This is a genomic window from Paenibacillus monticola, from assembly GCF_009664975.1.
In the GTDB taxonomy this organism is placed as follows: Bacteria; Bacillota; Bacilli; order Paenibacillales; family Paenibacillaceae; genus Paenibacillus_AQ; species Paenibacillus_AQ monticola.
Map to the genome: position 1 here is coordinate 279,490 of NZ_WJXB01000005.1, position 21,069 is coordinate 300,558.

17 protein-coding genes are annotated in these 21,069 nt (G+C 46.4%); 2 read left to right on the forward strand and 15 right to left on the reverse strand.

The window, feature by feature from the left end:
- Window position 1: 1 nt before the first annotated feature.
- The gene (locus GJB61_RS16810; RefSeq protein WP_154119941.1) at window positions 2–1,444 is read right to left on the reverse strand and encodes a glycosyl hydrolase family 28 protein; all 1,443 of its coding nucleotides are present in this window, start codon (window positions 1,442–1,444) and stop codon (window positions 2–4) included.
- Window positions 1,445–1,448: 4 nt separating this feature from the next.
- On the reverse strand, window positions 1,449–3,035 hold the full coding sequence (locus GJB61_RS16815; protein WP_154119943.1) for a GH39 family glycosyl hydrolase: 1,587 nt from the start codon (window positions 3,033–3,035) through the stop codon (window positions 1,449–1,451).
- A 258-nt stretch (window positions 3,036–3,293) separates the two neighbouring features.
- Here GJB61_RS16815 and GJB61_RS16820 point away from each other — a divergent pair, with 258 nt between their 5' ends.
- Together GJB61_RS16820 and GJB61_RS16825 are read left to right on the forward strand one after the other, a co-directional pair.
- Window positions 3,294–4,400, forward strand: a complete 1,107-nt coding sequence (locus GJB61_RS16820) for a glycoside hydrolase family 88 protein (protein WP_154119945.1) — start codon at window positions 3,294–3,296, stop codon at window positions 4,398–4,400.
- A gap of 362 nt (window positions 4,401–4,762) precedes the next feature.
- Window positions 4,763–6,322, forward strand: coding sequence for an IS1182 family transposase (locus GJB61_RS16825; RefSeq protein ID WP_154119947.1), 1,560 nt, complete (start codon window positions 4,763–4,765; stop codon window positions 6,320–6,322).
- Between the two features lie 120 nt (window positions 6,323–6,442).
- Here GJB61_RS16825 and GJB61_RS16830 read toward each other — a convergent pair whose 3' ends face one another.
- The 13 genes from GJB61_RS16830 to GJB61_RS16890 all read right to left on the reverse strand — a co-directional run bounded on the left by GJB61_RS16830 (window position 6,443) and on the right by GJB61_RS16890 (window position 20,929).
- Entirely contained in the window at window positions 6,443–8,521 is a 2,079-nt protein-coding gene (locus GJB61_RS16830) for a glycoside hydrolase family 76 protein (protein WP_154119949.1), read from the reverse strand.
- A 47-nt stretch (window positions 8,522–8,568) separates the two neighbouring features.
- Window positions 8,569–9,456 (reverse strand): carbohydrate ABC transporter permease, encoded by an 888-nt coding sequence (locus tag GJB61_RS16835; protein WP_154119951.1) that lies wholly within the window; start codon window positions 9,454–9,456, stop codon window positions 8,569–8,571.
- Between the two features lie 33 nt (window positions 9,457–9,489).
- Entirely contained in the window at window positions 9,490–10,377 is an 888-nt protein-coding gene (locus tag GJB61_RS16840; RefSeq protein WP_154119953.1) for a carbohydrate ABC transporter permease, read from the reverse strand.
- 124 nt (window positions 10,378–10,501) lie between these two features.
- Entirely contained in the window at window positions 10,502–11,812 is a 1,311-nt protein-coding gene (locus GJB61_RS16845) for an ABC transporter substrate-binding protein (RefSeq protein WP_154119955.1), read from the reverse strand.
- A gap of 37 nt (window positions 11,813–11,849) precedes the next feature.
- Entirely contained in the window at window positions 11,850–13,115 is a 1,266-nt protein-coding gene (locus GJB61_RS16850) for a glycoside hydrolase family 125 protein (RefSeq protein ID WP_154119957.1), read from the reverse strand.
- A 485-nt stretch (window positions 13,116–13,600) separates the two neighbouring features.
- Complete coding sequence (locus tag GJB61_RS16855; RefSeq protein ID WP_154119958.1) at window positions 13,601–14,776, reverse strand: GntR family transcriptional regulator; 1,176 nt, start codon at window positions 14,774–14,776, stop codon at window positions 13,601–13,603.
- Between the two features lie 179 nt (window positions 14,777–14,955).
- Window positions 14,956–16,086, reverse strand: a complete 1,131-nt coding sequence (locus GJB61_RS16860; protein ID WP_195724364.1) for an FRG domain-containing protein — start codon at window positions 16,084–16,086, stop codon at window positions 14,956–14,958.
- Window positions 16,087–16,387: 301 nt separating this feature from the next.
- On the reverse strand, window positions 16,388–17,461 hold the full coding sequence (locus GJB61_RS16865; protein WP_154119962.1) for a Gfo/Idh/MocA family protein: 1,074 nt from the start codon (window positions 17,459–17,461) through the stop codon (window positions 16,388–16,390).
- 1 nt (window position 17,462) lies between these two features.
- Window positions 17,463–18,572 (reverse strand): Gfo/Idh/MocA family protein, encoded by a 1,110-nt coding sequence (locus tag GJB61_RS16870; protein WP_154119964.1) that lies wholly within the window; start codon window positions 18,570–18,572, stop codon window positions 17,463–17,465.
- Between the two features lie 333 nt (window positions 18,573–18,905).
- Window positions 18,906–19,106 carry a hypothetical protein gene (locus GJB61_RS16875; protein ID WP_154119966.1) on the reverse strand — a complete coding sequence of 67 codons (201 nt, stop codon included), beginning with the start codon at window positions 19,104–19,106 and terminating at the stop codon, window positions 18,906–18,908.
- Window positions 19,107–19,130: 24 nt separating this feature from the next.
- Window positions 19,131–19,919: a prolipoprotein diacylglyceryl transferase gene (lgt, locus tag GJB61_RS16880; RefSeq protein ID WP_154119968.1), complete on the reverse strand. Its 789-nt coding sequence runs from the start codon at window positions 19,917–19,919 to the stop codon at window positions 19,131–19,133.
- A 39-nt stretch (window positions 19,920–19,958) separates the two neighbouring features.
- The gene (locus tag GJB61_RS16885) at window positions 19,959–20,420 is read right to left on the reverse strand and encodes a hypothetical protein (protein WP_154119969.1); all 462 of its coding nucleotides are present in this window, start codon (window positions 20,418–20,420) and stop codon (window positions 19,959–19,961) included.
- 38 nt (window positions 20,421–20,458) lie between these two features.
- A complete protein-coding gene (locus GJB61_RS16890; protein WP_154119971.1) occupies window positions 20,459–20,929 on the reverse strand; it encodes a C40 family peptidase in 471 nt (156 codons plus the stop codon).
- Window positions 20,930–21,069: the final 140 nt, after the last annotated feature.

The following is a 21,069-nucleotide window of genomic DNA, read 5'->3' on the forward strand; positions in this document are numbered from 1 at the left end:
ATTATTCAACAACAAACTTTATCTCCTCTGTGTAGGAATTGATCTCTATCCACTCCGACCGTGGCGCTGCCAGCAGCTCCCCATTGATCTTCAAATTGATAAAGGTTACACCCTTAACTACTCTCTCATCGTCAAATCCGTAAATTCTTGAGGGATTGACGTTGTTCCCGTTAAACTGGACATCACGAAAGGTAATATTCTCGATCAATGTCCCTGGTTCAGGATTATAATCCTTGTTGCGGATGACGCGTAGATCGAACAGCTGCCCCATCGCGATCCGCTCCACCCGGATATTATTGTAGAGGACATTGCGCACTGTATTACGGTCGCCAGCGTTGATTGCCAATGCCCCCCAATAATTCTCCTGTGGCTCGTGATGCTCCAGAATATCGATGTTCTCAAATATGATATTTTCAATAACATCCCCATTGCGCTGATGTTCACCATGTGTGCCGATCATCAGCGGATGAGCAACATCTGCCCAGAGAATGGAATCGCGTACGTTAATATTGCGGCTATCCCCATAGAAATCCCACCGTGAACCGTATATAGCGATGCAATCATCTGAATTGCGCATAAAGACATCCCGGATCATAATATCAGAACTGGACATGATATCGATGCCGTCCGACCAGCCCCGCGTGCTGAACGATTTGAAATTAGTAATCTCTATCTTCTCTGACTGTCCAATAAAAATACTATAATGTGGCGGATCGATAACCATAATCCCCTCTACACTTACATTGTGCGAGAATATAATTCGTACACCACGGAAGGCCGAGTAACGGTGAAAGGCGGCCAGATAAATCACTCCGCGCCCACGGATGTTGACATCCTGAACACCTTCGCAGACCAAAGAGCCCACCAACACTGAACCTCCCGCAAGATAAACCGTTGTTCCTGAGGGAATCGGCAGTACTGTTTCTTCTATATAGTGTGCGCCTGAAGTGAAATACAGCACCTCTGGTTTAACACCTGTGCTCAATGCTGGAGTATTCAGCAACCGCAATAAATCTGCTATGCGGTGAATGCCCGGTTGCACTAGAACTACATTAGACTCACCCGGCAGCGGTGGTTCCACCTCACGTGGATTAGCGAAGAGATGCAGATTTCTAAAGAGATCCCCATTGATTTCAATCGAGAGCTTTTGCGGACCGCTTAGACTAAAGCTAAAGGTCTGTCCGCTCTGTACGAAGGCAATGTTCCGTGAGGCCGGAGCGATATTTACGCTTTTGACTTCTGTGTACAGGCATGTAATTTCCACCTCAGCAGCACCCTCCAGATCAAAAGAAACCACAGATGCAGGACGAACCTCATGCATGTCTACCTTAACTTCATAGATAAACAGTGGTTGCCACTCTCCTCCAGTCTGGCGTACCCTGACCTTAAAATCCTCTCGTTCCGGTACACCTTTGAAGGTTTCATATACTTGTAAATAACTCATAAGGCTATTCTCTCCCTTGCTGATTAACTAGTACAATTCCCCACGAAGGCAGTTCCAGCTGAAGCTTGAGAGTGCCCTGTGCATCGGCTTGGCATTCTCCACTGGAAGTATTATTTGCACGAGCCCTAAGACTTTGCAGTTGTTCGCGTGTCGGAGGCTCCGGCGTTCCTTGCTCCTCCCATAAAGGCACCGCATAACCATGATTAGAGTCAACTATCTCCTGATCGAACACCGCATAGGGTGGCAAATCACGAATCTCAAGAGTGAACGCCAGCGATGTCCCTTTTTGTTGAATTTTCAGTGCGTCTTTCAAGCTACCAGTAAGCGGTACGGCTGTCGGAGTAACCTCCTCATCATATCGATAGAGAAGCGCTGTAATTCTTCCGTTCACCGCATGCCGCGTAACAATTCCTGCTTCACTGCGGCATAGCTCTTCTTCGCCCAGTGCATTTAAGAAACGATAGGCATGGTAGGTCGGTTTGGCTATTCCCTGAAAATTAATCATCCCGAATCCGCCATGGAAGATGCTATCTCCAGCACCCGATTCTTCGAATACATCGGTAAAGACCCAATATGAGAGTGAGTCCGCCAAACCGGAGGCGTCCAGATTTGTTTTGACGACAAAAGCAGCTGCTGGTAGATGATCGTGACTGTGATCACGTGGTGAAGGGCTGGAGCTCCATTCTGTCAAATGAATTTCAGCAGTAGGATAAGCACTTGCAGCTACAATCTCTTTAAGTAACTTTAAGTCATTGCGAGTAGAATCAACTGAACGACTGAATCCCCGCGTCTTCCCATAGCCGTCCAGGGCAAAATCTGTAGGATAAGGGTGGGTGGAAACGAAATCCACTGGAAGACCTTCCGTCTGACAATAAATCAGAAAGTCTCGAACCCACACCGGACGCCATTTCGCATGGTCAATATTGCTGTCCTGAAAGGTTCTGTGCTTGGAAGGATCCTCCTTATCCCCCTCAAAACGCTCATCTGGCACAAAATTGCTAGTTGCCGGACCTCCGACCCGAAGTCCTGCATCAAGCGCTTTAAGAGTTATGACGGTCTCTTTGTAGAGCCGGAAGTATTCACTTTTGGTCCCTTTCCAGAAAGCAGAGAGATTGGGTTCATTCCATACTTCAAAATACCAGTTACGAACTTCTTCAAGTCCGTAACGATCGATCCAATGCTGAGTGATGCTGCGGATCAACAAATTCCACTCGCTATAATCGGCAGGTGGTGTAACGTTCCCCTTCCACCAGAACTGTGTATCTTTTGCTGAAGCAAGCTCCTTAGGCATAAAGCCAAATTCTACAAACGGACGGATGCCGATGTGGAGCAGACGGTCAAACAGTTCATCTACATACTGCCAGTTAAATACCATTTTTCCATCCCGTTTCTTGCAGATAAACATTTCATCATGCAGCAGTCCGTGAAAGCGGATATACTTGAAACCACATTCCTTAACCGCCCGTTTCAACTGCTCCAGCCAGTTCACCCGCAGCCCCTCGTGAGCACGGCCTGCACCCACACAGTGGCTCCAATAAGGAACCAATGTCTTGGCCTTATCTTTGGCTCCAGCGTAAATAATATGAGTCATTTTCAAACATTCCTCCTAGTTACGTAACGCTCTATTTGTCCACTTTTTCATACATCTTAGTATCAGTTCCTGTATTTCGTCCTCATTATATCGCTTACTTATGGAACAAAGTTTCAATGTGTTATGAAGAAATGTTGCTATATTGTTATTATCAGCATCATGACAATATTAGAATATTTTCTAATATAAAATTACAACTTCCACAGCCATTTGCGGGCTATACTCATGACACAATCTAAAATACTGGAGGCAGCAATAATGAATTTACCGTATTGGCAGGAAATGATGAGCAAGCTTGATACGAAGGTTGAACGCATGATAGAGCAAATCGGTGATAAATGTCCCCATTTCGCCGGTGAAGACGGCAAATTTGACGATATCGGCTCCGACTGGTGGACAACCGGATTCTGGCCGGGTATCCTCTGGATTATGCATGACATGACCGGAAAAGATTCCTACAAAGAGGCGGCTTGGCACTGGGATGGTACTTTAGAGGAATGGTTTGTTAAGCCCACGGTTGAGCTGCATCATGATGTAGGCTTTCAGTTTCTCCCGACCGCCGTTATCAAACACACCCTCACTGGTGATGAGGATGCACTGCGTAGAGGAATTGAAGCTGCCAACTTCTTGGCTGCCCGTTATAATCCTGTTGGCAAGTTCATTCGAGCCTGGAATGAAGATAAATACGGCTGGGTCATCATTGACTGTATGTTAAACATCTCTCTGCTGTTCTGGGCTAGTAAAGTAACAGGTGATCCCCGCTATAAGCATATTGCCACCAGCCATGCTGAAACGGCTATGCAGTATGGAATCCGTGAAGATGGCTCAACCAAGCATATCCTCTCCTTCGATGCTGAAACAGGAGCATACATCGAGAACTTTGGGGGTCAGGGCTACTCTCCTGAATCGTCGTGGAGCCGTGGAACGGCTTGGGGCTTATATGGCTTCATCAACACCTACCGTCATACAGGGGATGAACGTTTCCTGAATACGGCCAAACGGATTGCCCATTATTTCATTTCTGCCCTGCCTGAGGATCAAGTTCCCTATTGGGATTTTCGGCTTGAGGATGATGAACGGATGTTCAGAGACAGCTCGGCGGCCGCGATAGCTGCATCGGGTCTACTTGAGCTTGCCGATATCGTACCTCTGGGAGAACAAAATCTGTATGCTTGCGCAGCAGAGCGCATTCTGCGTTCACTGACCGAGAACTATGCTACCTGGGATCAGCCGGAGCATGAAGCTATTCTGCTGCATGCAACAGGCAGCGGTACCTCCTTCATAGATGTGTCGGTCATTTATGGAGATTACTATTACGTCGAAGCTGTTGCCAAATTAAACGGCTGGAAGCACCGGATTTTCTAAGAAGAATATCCAGGGCATAAACATTCAGCTCAGCTAAACAAATACAGGCTGTCCCATAAGCCATGAAATGGCTGCTTGGGACAGCTCTTTTTTTGGAGTCAGATAGACGTTGCGCTTGTGAGGACGCTCCGCGAACGGACCGTTGTTTCAATCGCTGTGGTCTCCAGATTTTTTTCATTCCCCTTAGCGGTGAAAATCCGGAGACCAAGGCGAACGCTATCGCTTTTCCACAATCGTTCCGTCCTCTCCGCTGTTTAAGCGGGACTCGTATCTACAGTCCTTCTAAAAATCATAAAAAAAGAAACCTTTCTTTGGTAAAATGGAAGTGCGACCAACCATTTTAAATCAAGGAGAGGTTTCTTTTGTACATTCAATATACCATGGACCAACTTTGCTTGCCAATGGATTTAGAGGACGACATTCCAGAAAATCATCTCGTTCGTGTCGTCAATACCGCCGTTAACCGGCTGGATGACGCCATCTTTGACGCTGCCTATCCCGGCGGTGGCCGCGACAGCTACCACCCCAAAATGCTCACCAAAATCATCATCTACGCCTACACTCAGCGCATCTACTCCTCTCGACAAATCGCCAAAGCGGTACGCGAAAACATTCCCTTCATGTGGCTGGCCGGACGGCAACGTCCAGACTTCCGCACGATCAACCGTTTTCGTTCCCAGCGGATGAAAGACGTCCTTCAAACCGTATTTACCGCCGTGCTTCAATTTCTGGCTGACGAAAAATACGTTTCCCTGGAGCATTACTTTGTGGACGGAACCAAAATCGAGGCGAACGCCAATCGCTACACGTTTGTTTGGGGGAAAGCCGTCAGTAAACACAAAGTCAAACTGCAAGATAAGGTGCAGGCCCTGTTCGCTGACATTGAAACGGCAGAAGAACAGGAAGAACAAGAGAATTCAGGCAAAGACCTGGCTGAACTCGGCACAGATTCCGAAGTGAGCAGCGTGAAACTTGAACAGGTGGTGCAAAAGCTCGAAGCTCAGCTGGCTCAAAAACCGAAAGATAGGCCCTTAAAAAAGGCTGTTCGGACGCTGCGCAAGGATTGGCTTCCGCGACTGCTGAAGTACGAACAATACCAAAAGCTCCTTGGTGACCGGAACAGTTTCAGTAAGACAGATCCAGATGCAACGTTTATGCGGATGAAAGAAGACCACATGCGAAATGGCCAGCTGAAACCGGGATACAATGTGCAAATCGGGACCGAAAACCAATTTATTTTAGCCTACAGTTTACACCAAAGACTGACCGACACCCGCTGTTTAGAGCCGCATATGGAAAAAGCGAAGCAGATCCTCGGAAAACTGCCAAAGACAGTCATTGCGGATGCAGGCTACGGCAGCGAAGAAAACTACGCCTACCTGGAAAAGAAAGAGATTCAGGCGGTGGTGAAATACGGCAGCTACCACAAGGAAAAGAGCAAAGCCTGGAAAGCGAATGTTGGTAAAATCGAGAACTGGACATACGATGCAGCCGAGGATAACTGGACGTGCCCCGCCGGGAAAGTGCTGCATTTCCGCAGAGAAAGCAAGGAAATCTCACAGAGTGGATATGAAATTCACAAACGTCATTACCGAAGTCAGAGCTGCGAGGGCTGTCCGCTGAAGGAACGCTGCACGAAGGCAGCCGGAGATCGGGAAGTGGTTGTTAGTTTAGAACGACTGCGTTATCAAAAGCAGGCTCGTGAGATCTTGCGAAGTGAGGAAGGTTACGCTCTGGCCGTACGCCGAATGACGGAACCGGAAAGTGTATTTGGACAACTGAAAAATAACCGGGGCTTCCGGCGCTTTCTGCTTCGCGGCATGGAAAAAGTGACGCTTGAGGTCGGGTGGCTTTCGCTTGCCCACAATTTACTGAAGCGAGCAGCCATAGACCAAAAACATAGAGCAGCACTCCTCCAATAACAGGAGGTGTGCTGCTCTGTTGACTTTTATGCTTTTGAGATTGAAGGTGGCCTGTCTCTGCTCGTAGAAAATCTACTTTTGAGACAGCCCCTTTTTACTATTTCCGTTGCTCTTCCCTGCTTATTCCGTCATTTTTTGAAGGGCGGCTGCACCCTCCAGCAGCATAAGCCCACTGAGCTGGACGCTCAACTGTGTGGGCAACACTGGCACCTTCTCCCACGACGGACTGCACAAACCCAGCTCTTTGTTCAGGCCTTTCTCCCATAACTGCCCGGCATTGAGCAGGATTACCTCACGGATCTCTGTATTCTGCGGAAATTCCCGGTACAGCTGCAAGAAGTAGCGGATCAGAATGCCTTTGAACAAACCGGTGTCGTCAATGCCCTCATCAGGAAGCATCCGTGTAACGGGATCACACAGCCGATTCATACAGGCTTCAGCGGTCCTAGTTGCGTCCTCCGCGTACTTACTGTCCCCTGTGTTTCGGTACAATTCCAGGCCAGCACCCAGAAATACTCCCTGACAGTAAGTGAATTCCCAGTCGTAATCAATCCGGCCATCGCCAAGCCTGTTCATTCCGTCCCAGACAAAGCCAGTGACTGGATCAACCAGATGGGCTTTATTCCACTCGTAAATGCGGATCGCCCATTTTAAATATTCCTCTTCCTGTAATATTTCGTACAAGCGGGCAGCTAGTATGACTGCTGGAGCGTTGGCCGGAGTGTTTTTATAATCGATCTGATCCTTCTTCCACGCCATTCCGCCACCGAAATGATCGTTCCAAGCTGTCTTGATATCAGACCACAACTCAAGCACATCATGTTTATATTGTTCATTGCCTGTAACCTGATAAGCACGCAATAACGCAAGTGCGGTCCATTCCATATCGTCATAGTAATTATGAGAGAACGTTCCACCGTTATATAACCGAAGACTTCGGCTGAGATCCTGAATTCTAAGGGCGTAGACAGAATTATGCGTCCGTTCATAGGCATCGACCAGAATATCAATAACATGAGCCTGCCACCAATAATAAAAATTATCGTCTTTCTTGTTGTAATCCCGGGGATACCACTGGTTCATGATGCCAGTCTCTTCATTGAAATAGTTATGCTGCAGGCATTGCTGGAACCACTCGGCTCGCTCCTTCCAGTTATTAGTCAGCCCAACCCTCATCTCCAGCAGCATGATGCCGCTGAGCTGTGAGCTAAGTGAGATGACTCCTACAGGAGTAGAACTCCAATCTGTTCCAAACAACGTCTTATCTGCGGATTTCCCTTTTTCCCATAGAATCTTGGCATTCGTCTGAAGCACACTGACTGCCCCATCCGCCGCAGGATCTGCTTTCGCCAGCTCAGCCGTATAGCGGACCAGAATGCCTTTAAAAAGTCCAGCATCTCCATTCCCCTCGTCCGGCAGCAACCCAAAGTCGGTATCAACAAGCTCCTGTATAGCCGCAGCCAAGGTTCGACGGGCATCGTCCAGATAGGCAGGATCATTAGTGATTCGATAGAGCTCTACAGCCGCGCCGATAAACACCCCTTGGTTATAGGTGTATTTCCACTCTTTGTCGATTGAACCATCGCCTGTACGGTTCATCCCATCCCATACAAAACCCGTCTCAATGTCTACCAGATGCTCTTTTTCCCAAGTATAAATGGTCTGTGCCCATTCTAGGTCCTTAACATCCCCGAACGCTTGATACAGGCGCGCTGCCAGAATGACAGCCGGAGCATTAGCCGGTGTGTTCTTATAATCCAGCTGTGACTTTTGCCAAGCGATGCCGCCGCCCATATGCCCATTCCAGCCGGTCTGAATATCCTTCCAGAGAATAATTGCCGTTTCTTTATACGTTTCCTGTCCTGTTGCTTGATATGCACGAAGCCAGGCCAGAGCCATCCATTCCATATCGTCATATAGCTCGTTAGGCCAACTCCCGCCATTACGCTTTCGAAGACCTTCATGCAAGGCTGCCAGCCGCTCCGTATACCGCTTATCACCCGTCCGCTGTAGACCATCCACCAGCACATCTACAGCATGCGCCATCCACCAATAATGAAAAATCGTGTCGCTCTCCCCGTTTGGGCATGGGGTCTCAATGTTGTACATACCGATCGATTCATTCCAAAATAAAGTATCCAGCGCTTCCTGCGCCTGATCTGCCCGTTCCTCCCAATCACCAAACTTCAATGGGTTCATATGTTTTCTCTCCCTAGTCTCTAATTATTCTGTTGGTCTAGAATTCCTTATCCTTTGATACCGCTGAACGCTATTCCCTGTACAAAATAACGCTGCAATGCCAGGAACAGCACTAGAATGGGCAGGATCGCCACCAGAGCACCGGCCATCATCGGCCCGTAATCGGTCTGGAAATTATAAGAGAAGGCTTGCAGTCCCATCTGAATGGTGGCCTTGTCGGGATCATTAAGCACAATCATCGGCCACAAAAAGCTGTTCCAGCCTGCCTGAAAGGTGAAGATACTCAGCGTTGCAAGCGCAGGCTTCGTCAGCGGCAGATAGATGCGCCAGAAAATCTTGAATTCCCCACAGCCCTCGATCCGGGCCATTTCCATCATGTCGCTGGGCAACGTCAGGAAAAACTGGCGCATAAAGAACACGGCAAAGGTCCCGGAAGCTCCCGGCAGAATAATACCCCAGAAGGAGTTCATCAGCCCATTTCCGCCGCTTCCCAGAAGATCATTGCCTCCTGCCAGCGGAATATGCCGCATGACAAAGACTGTCGGAATCATCGTCACGATGCCGGGAATCATCATCGCTGCCAGCAGAATACGGAAAATGGGTTTATTCAGCTTAAATTTCAGCTTCGCAAAAGCATAGCCGCTGAGCGAGCCGAAGAATAAATTCGCCAGCACACCGGATACGGCAAGCACTAATGAGTTCCAGAAAAACAAAGCGAATGGAACCGTAGTAAAGGCTTTGCGGTAATGTTCGAAGGTCAGATGACTTGGAAACCACTTGATCGGCATCGCGAAGATGTCCTCATCCGGCTTCAAGGACGTAAGTACACTCCAGTAAAACGGTAGAAACATCGCGGCCGCAATGACGGTACATACGATATAATAGATTGCTTTACCCAGCCCCCGCTTCAATGCGGAATTTCCGGATGTATTCATTCCTGTGATCCTCCTTCTCCATGGCAAACCGCTCTAGACAATCGACTCTTCCGATTTACTGATCCGCATATTAAGCAACGAGAAGACGAGTATCGCTACAGCAAGAACGAAGGCCTGTGCGGACGCATAACCCATCTGCAGCTGATTAAACCCCTGCTGATAGATCAGGTAGACCGGTGTTTTGGTCATATTGGCCGGACCACCCTGCGTGAGTACAAAAGCCTGATCAAACAGCTGCAGCGCGCCGATGATCGACATCGTGCTGACCAGAAAGGTTGTTGGCCGGAGCTGCGGCCATGTAATAAAGCGGAAGCAAGCTAGCTTCCCCGCGCCATCAAGCCGCGCCGATTCATACAGATAATCCGGAACGCCCTGCAGACCCGCCAAATAGATAATCATATTGGAGCCGACCGTCTGCCACAACGTAAGCATAATAATCGACAGCATCGCTGTTCTCGTCTCGGACAACCAAGCAGGACCTGTAATTCCGATATAGGACAACAGCCCGTTAACCAGGCCGAATTCCGGGTGCAACAGCCAGATCCATACAGTTGCCGCAGCTACGGCTGAGGTAAGCGTAGGCAGATAATTCAGCGTGCGGAACAGCTTGACCCCGCGCCATGACCGGCTCAGCAATATCGCCAGAAGCAGCGAGATAAGAATGTTAAGCGGCACAAAAATAACGGCATATAAAAATACGTTCCGGAACGTTTTCCACAGCAGATCATCCTCAATCAAACGGCGGTAATTATCAAAACCGATCCAATCATTTCTGCTAAGCACATCGTAATTCGTGAAACTTAAATATAAAGCCATCACCACGGGAATTACCGTGAACACCGCAAACAGCAGCACTGTTGGGGTAATGAACAGATAGGCCGTCCTTGCCTGGTGCTTTTCAATCTTTCTGACGGAAGCCATTTAACTCCCCCTCTTTACTCTTACAATAATTTGCCTACCCTGCGAATATTGAAACTTGCGACTCATTCCTAATCGGTAGCAAAAGGGAGGTTTGCCCCTCCCCCTCGCTGCAAGCGCATTAGTATTACTGCACAACTTCGTTATCTTTCAGCATCTTGTCGCCCTGCTCCTGAGCTTTCTTCAGAGTAGCTTCGATACTCTGCTTATTCTGCTGGTTAAGCTGAAGATTCGGAGCCAGCGCATCGGTTTCCATAACGGAGTAGCCGGGATGAGTAGGACGGATCTTCGCGAATTCCAAGGTATCCATAAATGGCTTCCATTGGGGGTCATCCTTGAAGAAGGGGTCTTCTAGCGATGGCTTGAAACCAGGCAGGTTTAGACTGGTCTTGGCCCACAGCAGGGCGTTATCCTTGTTGGCTGTCCACCATTTGATAAATTCCCACGCTTCATCCTGATGCTTAGAGCCTTCCGGAATAACCAGACCAAATCCACCCATTACACTGCCTTTATCACCGTTCGGGCCTGCCGGAGGTGGGACGATCCCGTAATCGAGATCTTTGCCGTACTTATTGTAGGTGCTGAGCATCCACGGACCGGAATACAACATAGCCACTTTACCGGTGACAAAAGCATCCTGCCCTTCGCCGAGTCCCAGCTCAAAGCCAACCTTGTAAACCTTATCCTTGTTCATCAGGCGATCCCAGAACTCCAGAACCTGCTTGCCCTGCTCATTGTTGAAGTTGGTCTTGCCATCATCAGTCAGCATGGTGCCGCCAGCCTGCTGGAGATACATATTAAACAATCCGAGATCCCCCATAGAGAAGCCTGCTACTTCAAGCTTATCTCCTTTCCATTTGGTCAACTTCGTGGCTGCTGCCTCAAGTTCATCCCATGTCGTTGGAGGCTGGAGTCCGGCTTCCGCAAGCAGCTTCTTGTTATAGAATAAGGCCCGGGCATCCACCGTAAGTGGCAAGCCGTATAATTTATCCTCGTAGGAAAGCTCTGTCAGCGATTCACTATAAAAGTCGTCTTTAGAAATGCCATCGCGGGCCAAATATTCATCCACTGGATGCAGGACATTTTTGGGAGCATAGAGCGAAGTCCGCCAGCGGTCCCAGAATAGTACATCGGGAGCGCCGCCATTGGTCGCTGCGGTCAGAAATTTGGTGATCATATCCTGTTGCAGCACGTATTTAACATGGATTTTATCCTGTGATTTATTAAAAGCATCGACCATGGTCTCAAATTGCTTCTGGCCCTCTCCTCCCCAGTCACCCCAGAATGTAAGCTCTGTTTTCTTCCCGTCATTGTTGCTCGCGGGTGCTTTAGTCGCTCCTGTGTTTCCTTTATTAGCAGATTCCTTATTACCGCTACAGCCTGCGGCAAGAACAGTAATCATAACCAGTGCAATCGCCGTAACCAACCATTTCTTCATCTTTTCATCCCCTTTAGTGTGGTTGTACTTTCCCAGCTTAGCTTCGATTAACGCTAATTCCGCAATACATCAGCACAAACTCGCAAAACATCATATTAGCCCAGGAAAACCAAGGTCTCGTATACAGTCCCGGATCATCCACATGGAAACCTTCATGCATAAAGCCAGTTCCGGCATCGGTGTGCTCCAACCAAGCAAGCAGAGTCTCCTGTTCTTCCCTACTTGTTGAGGTCATCCCTTGAATCGCCAAAGCGATATGCCATATATACTCGCGAGGGGTATGAGGACTACCCACACCTGAAGCTGCCTTGCCCTCATAGAAATAAGGGTTCGTTTTGCTTAAAATAAGCCTGCGAGTATTCAGATAAATAGGGTCATCTGCACTCACATAGTCAAGGTAAGGAATGGACAGCAGACTGGGAACGTTGGCATCATCCATTACATTCACGTGTCCAAGCCCATCCGTCTCATAAATGTAAACAGAGCCGAATTCCGGATGATCCATAATGCCATACTGGTGAATCCCTGCATCAATCTGTTCCGAGAGCCGCTTCGCCGCTGCCGCCAATTCGCGATTACCCAAAATAACTGTAGCGATTTCATACACATACCGCAGTACCACTGCGGCAAACATATTGGCTGGAACCAGATAACCATATTCACAGGCATCATCGCTTGGGCGGAAACCAGACCAGGTCATTCCTGTATAGGAGGTCTCTGCTCCTTTGCCTTCACGAGGCAGCGTATCCGTGGGTGGACAGTTCATCCGCTGAAACCGATAATTGGAACCGTTCTCATGATTCTGTTCTATAGTCCATACTTCAATAATTCTCTTTACCCCAGCCACGAAATTCTCGTTGAATTGAGTGGTTCGGCCGGTATTCTTCCAGAGCAAATAGCTCAGCTGAATCGGATAACATAAGGAATCAATTTCATACTTCCGTTCCCAAACCCCTGGGTTCATCTCTGTCTTATCCTCTTGGTGTCCCTGTCCGCTAGCTGATTCATTAAAAGCATTAGCGTAAGGATCGAGCAGGATGCAGGCAAATTGACGTTCCACAAGTCCTTGAATCATATCCGCGATCTGTTCGTCTGCTGAAGCGAGCATTAAATAAGGTCTAACCTGAGCAGCGGAATCCCGTAGCCACATCGCCGGAATATCACCGGTGATAACGAAAGTCGTGCCATCCGGTTTACGCTTTATGGTCGTATTCCATGTATTCGCCAAGCATTTTTCAAACATCTCTGACAATTTTGGACGTTCCGTCAGCTTATCCCGTACACGGGCGACTAGTTCATTCATCGCTTCCGGTATTTCTTTGGTTGATCTCAGCTTGAGTACCTCCCCTTCTTATTTAAACTTTAAAGCGCTTTCAAAAATTAGTATATTGGCATGTTGTTAATATGTCAATATGTTTTATTATCAATAATAATATACTATTATGGCGTAGAGCAGAGTGATATGCTCAAAATAAAAAACAAAGAAAACCCATCCATGGAGATAGGGCTTTCAAGGAAAATTTCGGCTCAGAACTAAAAATCAGCGGTTGACCTTTTGATCGGGTCGCTACGGGTTCGAAGGGTTCTTACGATCGCTGTTAAAGCCCGATTTCTTGATTGTACGTTGATATAGGTTGAAATCGGGCTTTAAAGGCGAACACTTCCGTTTCTCCAGAATCCCTCCGACCCTTCGCTCTCTTCACATGTAGAGTCAACCTCTGATTTTGAGATAGGTTCAAAATTATAAAGACGTATATTATTTTAAGGGCGTAGGAGTTGCTGAAAAGCTTAAGATAATTTAACAGGACCGGTGGATTCCCCGGGAACCAATCTGGCTTCAAGCATTACTTTATGAGGAACAGCATGCCCGTTCATTATAATAAGCACATTTTCCACAGCAATCCGCCCCATCTCTTCTTCGTTCTGTCGCATATGGGTAAAGGAGTAACCCCCCCCAAGATGTGTAGGCGGACTGTCGAAGCAAATAATCGAAATATCCTCCGGTATCCGAAGGCCTAGCCTTTCTACAGCTGTTTTAGCCAGCAACGCGATGTTGTATTCAATGGCAAACAGCCCTGTTATGGAGGGATTATTCTGCAAATGGGAAACAAGCCGCGAGATATCGCGCTCAATATTCTGCTCATTAAAGGAATTAGGCAGCGTGGAGGTCAAATCACTGACCCAAAGCTCCTTATTAACCATGATTCCCCGCTGGGCATGCGCTTGAATGAAGCCTTCTATCCGATCCTCAACTGCTGTTGTATCTACAGGAGGCGGTGAAAGAAATGATATATGCGTATGCCCCAGATCAAACAGATACTCCGTACCCTTAAGCGCAGCTTTTACATTATCAGAGCTAATAGAAGCGGCTGCAACCCCCTTCAGATGCCGGTCTACCAGAACAAGCGGGAAACGGCCAATCACCAGCTTCAGAATTTCCGCATTAAAATACTCGCCTTGAGCCGGAAATACAATAAGCCCGTCTACTCCCAGATTGAGCAGCTTCAGAATGGATTGCTCCTCATTTTCCGGAATGCCAAAAGTTCTTCTCAGCACCAGAAAACAGTCATTATCACGGGCAGCCTGCTCCATCCCATATATCAAGCCTGTACCATAGCTATTGCCAAAGTCAGTAATGATCAGGCCAATCGTCTTCTCTTCATGATTAATTGTGGCCGAAGTCAACTCACCTGAATTTATGGCTGATGAAGCCTCTGCTTCTAAATAATCAATAACGGGGTCAGCTACAAACGAACCTCGGCCCGGCTTTCGAACAATTAATCGCTCGGCGGCGAGCATTTCGAGGGCTTTTTTACTAGTGATACGGCTTACATGAAAGGCTTCCGCCAGCTCTTTCTCGGAAGGAACACGCTCTCCAAGTTCATATTCTTTGGTAACGATACGTTGCTTCACTTCGTCAAATATTTTCTCGTACATCGGCTTGGAAGACGTCGTCTCACTCATGACTCTCATTGTCTCCTGACTCTGATTTTTTCATTTTATACATAATAATATATCATGATATACTCAGCTTGTCGACACCTCTGGAAAAGGGGCTGCATACATGCATATCAAAAGTAATAGACCGCCCTTAAAAAAAGGATTACGGTCTATTTCTAACTGATATTCGGGGTGCAAATCAGCTAATATTTATTTTTTATATAATCTGCGACATCATCTATTTCAGGAAACAGCGAAGCTTTATTGATAGAGAACGTCTCCAGCTGCTTCAGAATACCCTTCTTGTTAGTAATAATATAGAGTTGGGTTTTGCCGGAGTCTTCTTTATAGCGGAGTTTATTGATAGTTGCAGGATTACTGTCGGATAGTCCGCATAATATAAACGCGCCATCTTGTTTAAGAATACGGCTATTGTTCTTTGTGGGAAGAACAACGTAACAGTTCAGCAGATCCGCCTGGTCTATCTCATCTCTAAATGCAGGCTTTTCAAGTTTAACCTCATGCAGCAGCCGGTCAATTCGTTTGTTGAATTCAGCTTTACCTAGTTCGGAGTTAGCGGCATGTTCATAGAACATCTGCTGATCTGTATAGTTGAATAGCGGCAGGCTAGCTAAAATAGACACGGTATCGCTTTGTGGATACTTGATGTTGGTACTATTCTCTTGAAACACTATGATTTCACCAAAAGTATTTTCTTCCCGCTCACAGGCAAAATACAAAGCGACCAAGGGATTATGGGTGATATCCAGCAGTCTGGTGGGCAAACCGTAATGCTGCATCTGCACCAGACAATCCAAATGAGATTTCAACTTTTCGAACTCCCGGGGACATTGAATCAGTAATTCATTATACATATCGCGCTCATGCATCCTCCATTGGTTATTGCGCATAACAGAAGGAACAAGCACATGGTTAACATTGGTATGTCCGCGATACAACAACTCTTTGCCCGCAGCACTTATTTCGCTGACAGCTTTATAGAAGTCATTTACCGAGGATATCAATTGCAGATCCATTTCTGAGCTTACATATATAATTCCCTGGACAAATGTCAGGCTGCCCTTTATTGCGAAGGCCTCCTCCAGCATCTTCGTTAATTCTCTGGCTGCTTCCATTCGATCCGTCACATTTCCATACGTTCGGAACATCCAATTAAGAACTGCTTGCGCCTCAACATACTGCATATCATCAGGAGATGAATTTTGCAGATATTGCTGATGATAGCTCGACCATTTGCTTTCTATGGACATCTCTTTCGGGTAGGACGTTGCATATAATTCCGTAAACGGTGAATCTATGCTTCTCAATGCCATTTGTAACTCTTCTTTTTTGAGCCGGCCATGGATATATTCCCCAATATCACAGTATCTATCAGGAATAAGCTTATCCTTGCAAATGATTTGATAAGCTTTTTTTATAAATGGATCTTTATACATCTCCTCAAAGAAAAAGAAAAAAAAGAAGGTAATCATCTCCTTTACTCGACTGCATTAATTCTACTATATTATGAAATTATAGGGAAACGTTTTACTTCTTACCTTTCAATTCTTCTAAAGACATACAAAAAGCCCCCAACTTCTAAGGGGGGCAAGCAAGTTCTAAAATATTGTACTCCTACCGCGCCCAACGTTGCCGCGGCGCAATAATAGTCTCTCCGCTCTGAATCGCTTTCTCGATCATCATACCCAGATAATAATCCTGAGCAGCTTCTGCCAGGCTATAAAATTCCGGACCGCCAGAGACGTAATCAGCCATTTTTTGCAGACAGCTGGCGATGGCGATTTCATCATCGTATAGTCTGGCGGGAGCAAACGGATTGTCGTAGAGCCATTGTTCACCGCACAGGATACCTTGCAGAAAATAGCCTTCCGCGTTCTCCTGCTCTCCTTTATTGATTCGCTTCAGCTCTAAATGAAGTGGAATCAGGTTGTCCTGTTGAATCAAGACGCGATTATCGAAAATTTCACCCCGCTCGCCTTTGACGGATAGATGATTCGAACGAGTCCAGGAACGATGCTGATCCTTGGTGAAATCGTAAATTCCCAAGCGGTCACCAAAATCCAACCAGGCTAAGTCCCTTTGCGAAGGAATCAGCTTATCTTCCGTTGGAGGGCCACTGCGTGTAGGTCCATTAATCCACTTGGATTCAAAGCGCATTGCTCTTATTCGCACTTCCTCAAAGGTAACCCCAAGCATTTTGCGAATTAAGCTGACACCATGATATAGATGGGAGATAGAGACAGTCGTTTCTGTAATTCTCCCTAACTTTCCCGAACGAATGAGTGCCAAACGTGCCTCTTGTATAGGATGAAGATGATATTGTTCTGCTACTTGAATACGTGCATCCGTAACGATAAGTTTGTCATAAAGAAGCTCAAGTCCTGGCAGATCAGGCGCAGGCGGCGTTTCCGACAAGGCCGGAATTCCTGCCTCAGCCAGCTTCAATAAATATTCGAATCCTTGAGCCCCGCTTACCGAAACGACAACGAAGTCAGGGCTTTCATGCTTCAGTAGCTCTTCCAGAGAACGGTAGGTAGGGACCCCCCATTTCACTTCCATGTCTCTGCCTTTGGCCTCATCCCTCACGACCATCCCGCTGATCTGGAAGCGTTCGGGCAAGGCTTGGACGATTCTGAGGAAATATTGCGCCCGAAAGCCTGCTCCGCCAATAATGCTGAATTTCACCATATTATTTGCCCCCAAGTGAATGAAAGTGTGGTGCGTTCGCCAGAAAGCCTTCCCTCGTATACAATTTACTTTCTTTCGTTAACGGGAGACTTACAGGCCGCGCCGTAATAGCTGCTTCATAGATGGCTGTTATTAGCTCTAGCATTTTCCGTCCTTCATGACCATCAATAAGCACCTGCAGCGAGTTATTCTCGATCGCTGTCATAACATTGTCAATTTGTCCAGTGTGTCCTTTATATCGTAACGGTTCAAAGCTATTGTAATACTGCTCCAACTCTTCCTCCAGTGCCGCATTCCGCTCCGGAAACCCGTCTGGTTGTGAAGTGGATGCGTACACTTTCCAAGGAGCCGAGATTCGCGCCCGCTCCCCTTGAAAGATCATCTGCTGCTCTTGCCCATGAGAAACGACCGAGCTTGTGATTTGCGCCAGACTGCCATCGGGATAGGAAAGAATAGCAATAGAAAGATCCTCCACTTCGGCATTATCATGCGAAGTATTACTCATGACTGCCTGAACGGTTTGCGGCATGCCCAGCATCCATTGCAGCAGATCTATATGATGAACCCCATGGTTAAGGGTACAGCCACCGCCTTCCTTTTCCCAGGTCCCTCTCCACCATACGTCATAATAGCTGTGGCCTCTCCACCAAAGGGAGTCTACCTGAGTATGAACAATTTTGCCTGCTAAGCCGGAATCAAGTGTTGCTTTCAGCTTCATATGGGGATCGAGGAAACGATTTTGCCCGACCACAGACAGAATACATCCGGATTCAGCCGCCGCTTCCAACATTAGATCGCACTCCTCAAGCGACATGGCCATCGGTTTCTCAACCAGAACATGCTTTCCTGCCCGCAAACAATCGATAACAATGCTGGCATGCGAATGGGGAGGCGTACAAATAGAGACTAAATCCACTTCCTCATCCTCAAGCAATTCATGATAATCTTGCATAAACTTGCTATCTAGTTGAAACTTGTCTTTTAGTTGATTTGCCCGCTCTTCACGACTGTCAACCAAGGCAACCACCTGACAACGCTCTGAGAACAATGTATAGGCTTCCAAATGAGCATTTGCAATGGAACCCGTCCCGATTATAGCTACACGAATCATGAGGTTTCACTCCCTGAAATGATTTTCTGTCTTATTTAATTAGCTCTGTCGGATTCATTTCGGTAATTTATACAGAAAGTTCGCGGGCAGGTTAATCACGGAAAAGAACTCTTTTACCGTGTGTTCTCAGCGCGGTTTGTTATAACGGCTGTGGAACGATTCAAGTGTGGTCAACTCTTGCAGTCAATTTAATAGCTTAAGTATATAGGTGGCTGCCTATGGACTAAAGGAGGGCTATGCTCGAATTCTTTCAAAATATAACGAAAAAAGAAGTTCAATCTAAACTGGAAAGCGGGCGGAGAAGGTGTTATAGGCTAGAAATCGAGGGGGAAATCAATCCTTATGCTTTTTTGTTATAGAATAATATACAAGACTAATAATTCCGCCTACTAGGATCGCCAAAAAACAGACTCCCCCCGTCCAACTTCCAACTTGCAGAAAGGACATATTACGAAATGACGTTGCCGAAATGATCAAACACATCATTCCCATGGCTATGATAAATATGGCTGCCAGCCAATCCGTCTTTTTCATGTCCATTCCTCCTGTAATTATTGCTTAAGCCGAATCTTGAACTGGTTTTATTAGATGGCTACGCTTGAAAAAGTACAGCATGAATACTAAAGAAATCAGTAAAACGGTTATACTCGTCCATTGTCCCGCAGTCCATTGCAAAGCATATCGAGGGGAGTCACCGCGAAGAAATTCAAGCATAAACCGTACAATGGAATACAAGATATTATAGCTTAGAAACAGGGTTCCTAGAGGGAGTTTGATATTTTTCATGGCCATAAGAATACCGAAAATCACAAGATCCAACTGCCCTTCCCAAATTTCTGCCGGCCATAATGGAGCTGAACCATATCTATCAAACGCGATGGTTCCTTCCGGATAGACAATTCCGAACCCCAACCCCGTTGGAGACCCAAAGGCATCGCCGTTTAATAAACAAGCAATTCGTCCGATAGCCTGTCCAAGTATAATGGCTGGTGCTAATATATCCGCCAGTTCCCAGAAGGAGAGTTTGTGTTTCCTTGCATAAATGACTGCACTAAAGAATCCGCCCACCAGTGCTCCCTGAATGGCGATTCCACCTTTCCAAACGGCAAATATCTCTGTTAAATGATCTGAAAAGTACCACCATTGAAAAAAGAACACATGCCATATTCTTGCCCCAAGAATCGCACCTAATAGTAAATACACAACTAGATTGGGGAGATGTTTCTGATATTGAGTTCCTCGTGCCAGATAATAAGCAACTCCAAAAGCAATTACAATCGCTAATGCGACGATAACTCCATAAGACCTCAGAGAAAACCCTCCGATTTCGAACAATATAACTCTCATGTAGCACTGACCTCTCTTCTGAATTTATATATTCTCTAACTATAGATCGCTCCAGGTTAAGCTTACGTTTTTCGCATCTGGCCCCATAATTTTCATTTGGACCGGCGTTGTTTCCACTTTTGTAAACCAAGCTAAGAAGGTCGGATGATGCGAATCCTTATTTACGGAAAGCCAGCGGAATATAGATATATTTTCACCAGTTGGACTAAGCAAAGTGACCTTTTCTTTATCCAGAAACTCGGAAATATCACCCGAATGAGCAGTTAACGAAAGTTCATAAATATCATATTGTTCAACATCCGATCCCTTCACTTCCGCTAAATTGGAATCATCGGCGAGATCACTCTCTTGTATTCTATGTACCGTTAACTGAACAGAACCCAGTGTTCCACTCTGAATGAAATCAGGTGTTCTGTCTCTTTGTTTAATAAAAAACCAGATTCCTGCAACTAACAGGAAAAGAACAAACAAGAATATCCCAAGATGGTATTTACTTCTCATAACCCCTACCCCCTCATTGTGGCAATGTGTTCAATTTGTCATTCATTAATCATTTTACGATAGCTTGTTTCGCCCACAACACGTCGGGCAGTCACATATCGATCGCGATAATAAGATTCAGAGAGTTTACTTATTCTTACACCTTTACTGCTTGTGGAATGAGCAAATTGATCGTCACCGATATAAATGCCTGCATGGGATATCCCCTGGCCAAAAGTATCGAAAAACACCAAATCTCCTAAACGGAGATCATTTTTTGATACGGGTACCCCAACTTTGGCTTGGGATTGTGATGTGCGTGGTAAATTACCAGCATTGAATTTATCCAAAATAAATAAGATGAAGCCAGAACAATCAAAGCCGGATGCCGTAGTACCACCCCATAAATACGGAGTTCCCAATACCTCATTCACTTCGCTTTTAAGACTTACATCACTTGCAAATGTGCTTGCTGGGGTAGAAGTGAATAATACAGCAGCTACAAATACGGACAAGACAAACTTTTTCAAAGCCCTTTCTCCCTTCAAAACCTACGAAGTTTTTAAGATAAATAGATAGATAGATAGATAGATAGATAGATAGATAGATAGATAGATAGATAGATAGATAGATAGATAGATAGATAGATAGATAGATAGATAGATAGATA

Excerpts from the sequence above, each read along its gene's own strand:
- GJB61_RS16875 (WP_154119966.1), bottom strand. The coding sequence starts at position 19,106 with ATGAAAAAGACGGATTGGCTGGCAGCCATATTTATCATAGCCATGGGA.
- GJB61_RS16885 (WP_154119969.1), bottom strand. The coding sequence starts at position 20,420 with ATGAGAAGTAAATACCATCTTGGGATATTCTTGTTTGTTCTTTTCCTG.
- GJB61_RS16845 (WP_154119955.1), bottom strand. The coding sequence starts at position 11,812 with ATGAAGAAATGGTTGGTTACGGCGATTGCACTGGTTATGATTACTGTT.
- GJB61_RS16835 (WP_154119951.1), bottom strand. The coding sequence starts at position 9,456 with ATGAATACATCCGGAAATTCCGCATTGAAGCGGGGGCTGGGTAAAGCA.
- GJB61_RS16860 (WP_195724364.1), bottom strand. The coding sequence starts at position 16,086 with ATGGCATTGAGAAGCATAGATTCACCGTTTACGGAATTATATGCAACG.
- GJB61_RS16830 (WP_154119949.1), bottom strand. The coding sequence starts at position 8,521 with ATGAACCCATTGAAGTTTGGTGATTGGGAGGAACGGGCAGATCAGGCG.
- GJB61_RS16810 (WP_154119941.1), bottom strand. The coding sequence starts at position 1,444 with ATGAGTTATTTACAAGTATATGAAACCTTCAAAGGTGTACCGGAACGA.
- GJB61_RS16865 (WP_154119962.1), bottom strand. The coding sequence starts at position 17,461 with ATGGTGAAATTCAGCATTATTGGCGGAGCAGGCTTTCGGGCGCAATAT.
- GJB61_RS16820 (WP_154119945.1), top strand. The coding sequence starts at position 3,294 with ATGAATTTACCGTATTGGCAGGAAATGATGAGCAAGCTTGATACGAAG.
- GJB61_RS16855 (WP_154119958.1), bottom strand. The coding sequence starts at position 14,776 with ATGAGTGAGACGACGTCTTCCAAGCCGATGTACGAGAAAATATTTGAC.
- lgt (WP_154119968.1), bottom strand. The coding sequence starts at position 19,919 with ATGAGAGTTATATTGTTCGAAATCGGAGGGTTTTCTCTGAGGTCTTAT.
- GJB61_RS16870 (WP_154119964.1), bottom strand. The coding sequence starts at position 18,572 with ATGATTCGTGTAGCTATAATCGGGACGGGTTCCATTGCAAATGCTCAT.
- GJB61_RS16850 (WP_154119957.1), bottom strand. The coding sequence starts at position 13,115 with ATGAATGAACTAGTCGCCCGTGTACGGGATAAGCTGACGGAACGTCCA.
- GJB61_RS16840 (WP_154119953.1), bottom strand. The coding sequence starts at position 10,377 with ATGGCTTCCGTCAGAAAGATTGAAAAGCACCAGGCAAGGACGGCCTAT.
- GJB61_RS16815 (WP_154119943.1), bottom strand. The coding sequence starts at position 3,035 with ATGACTCATATTATTTACGCTGGAGCCAAAGATAAGGCCAAGACATTG.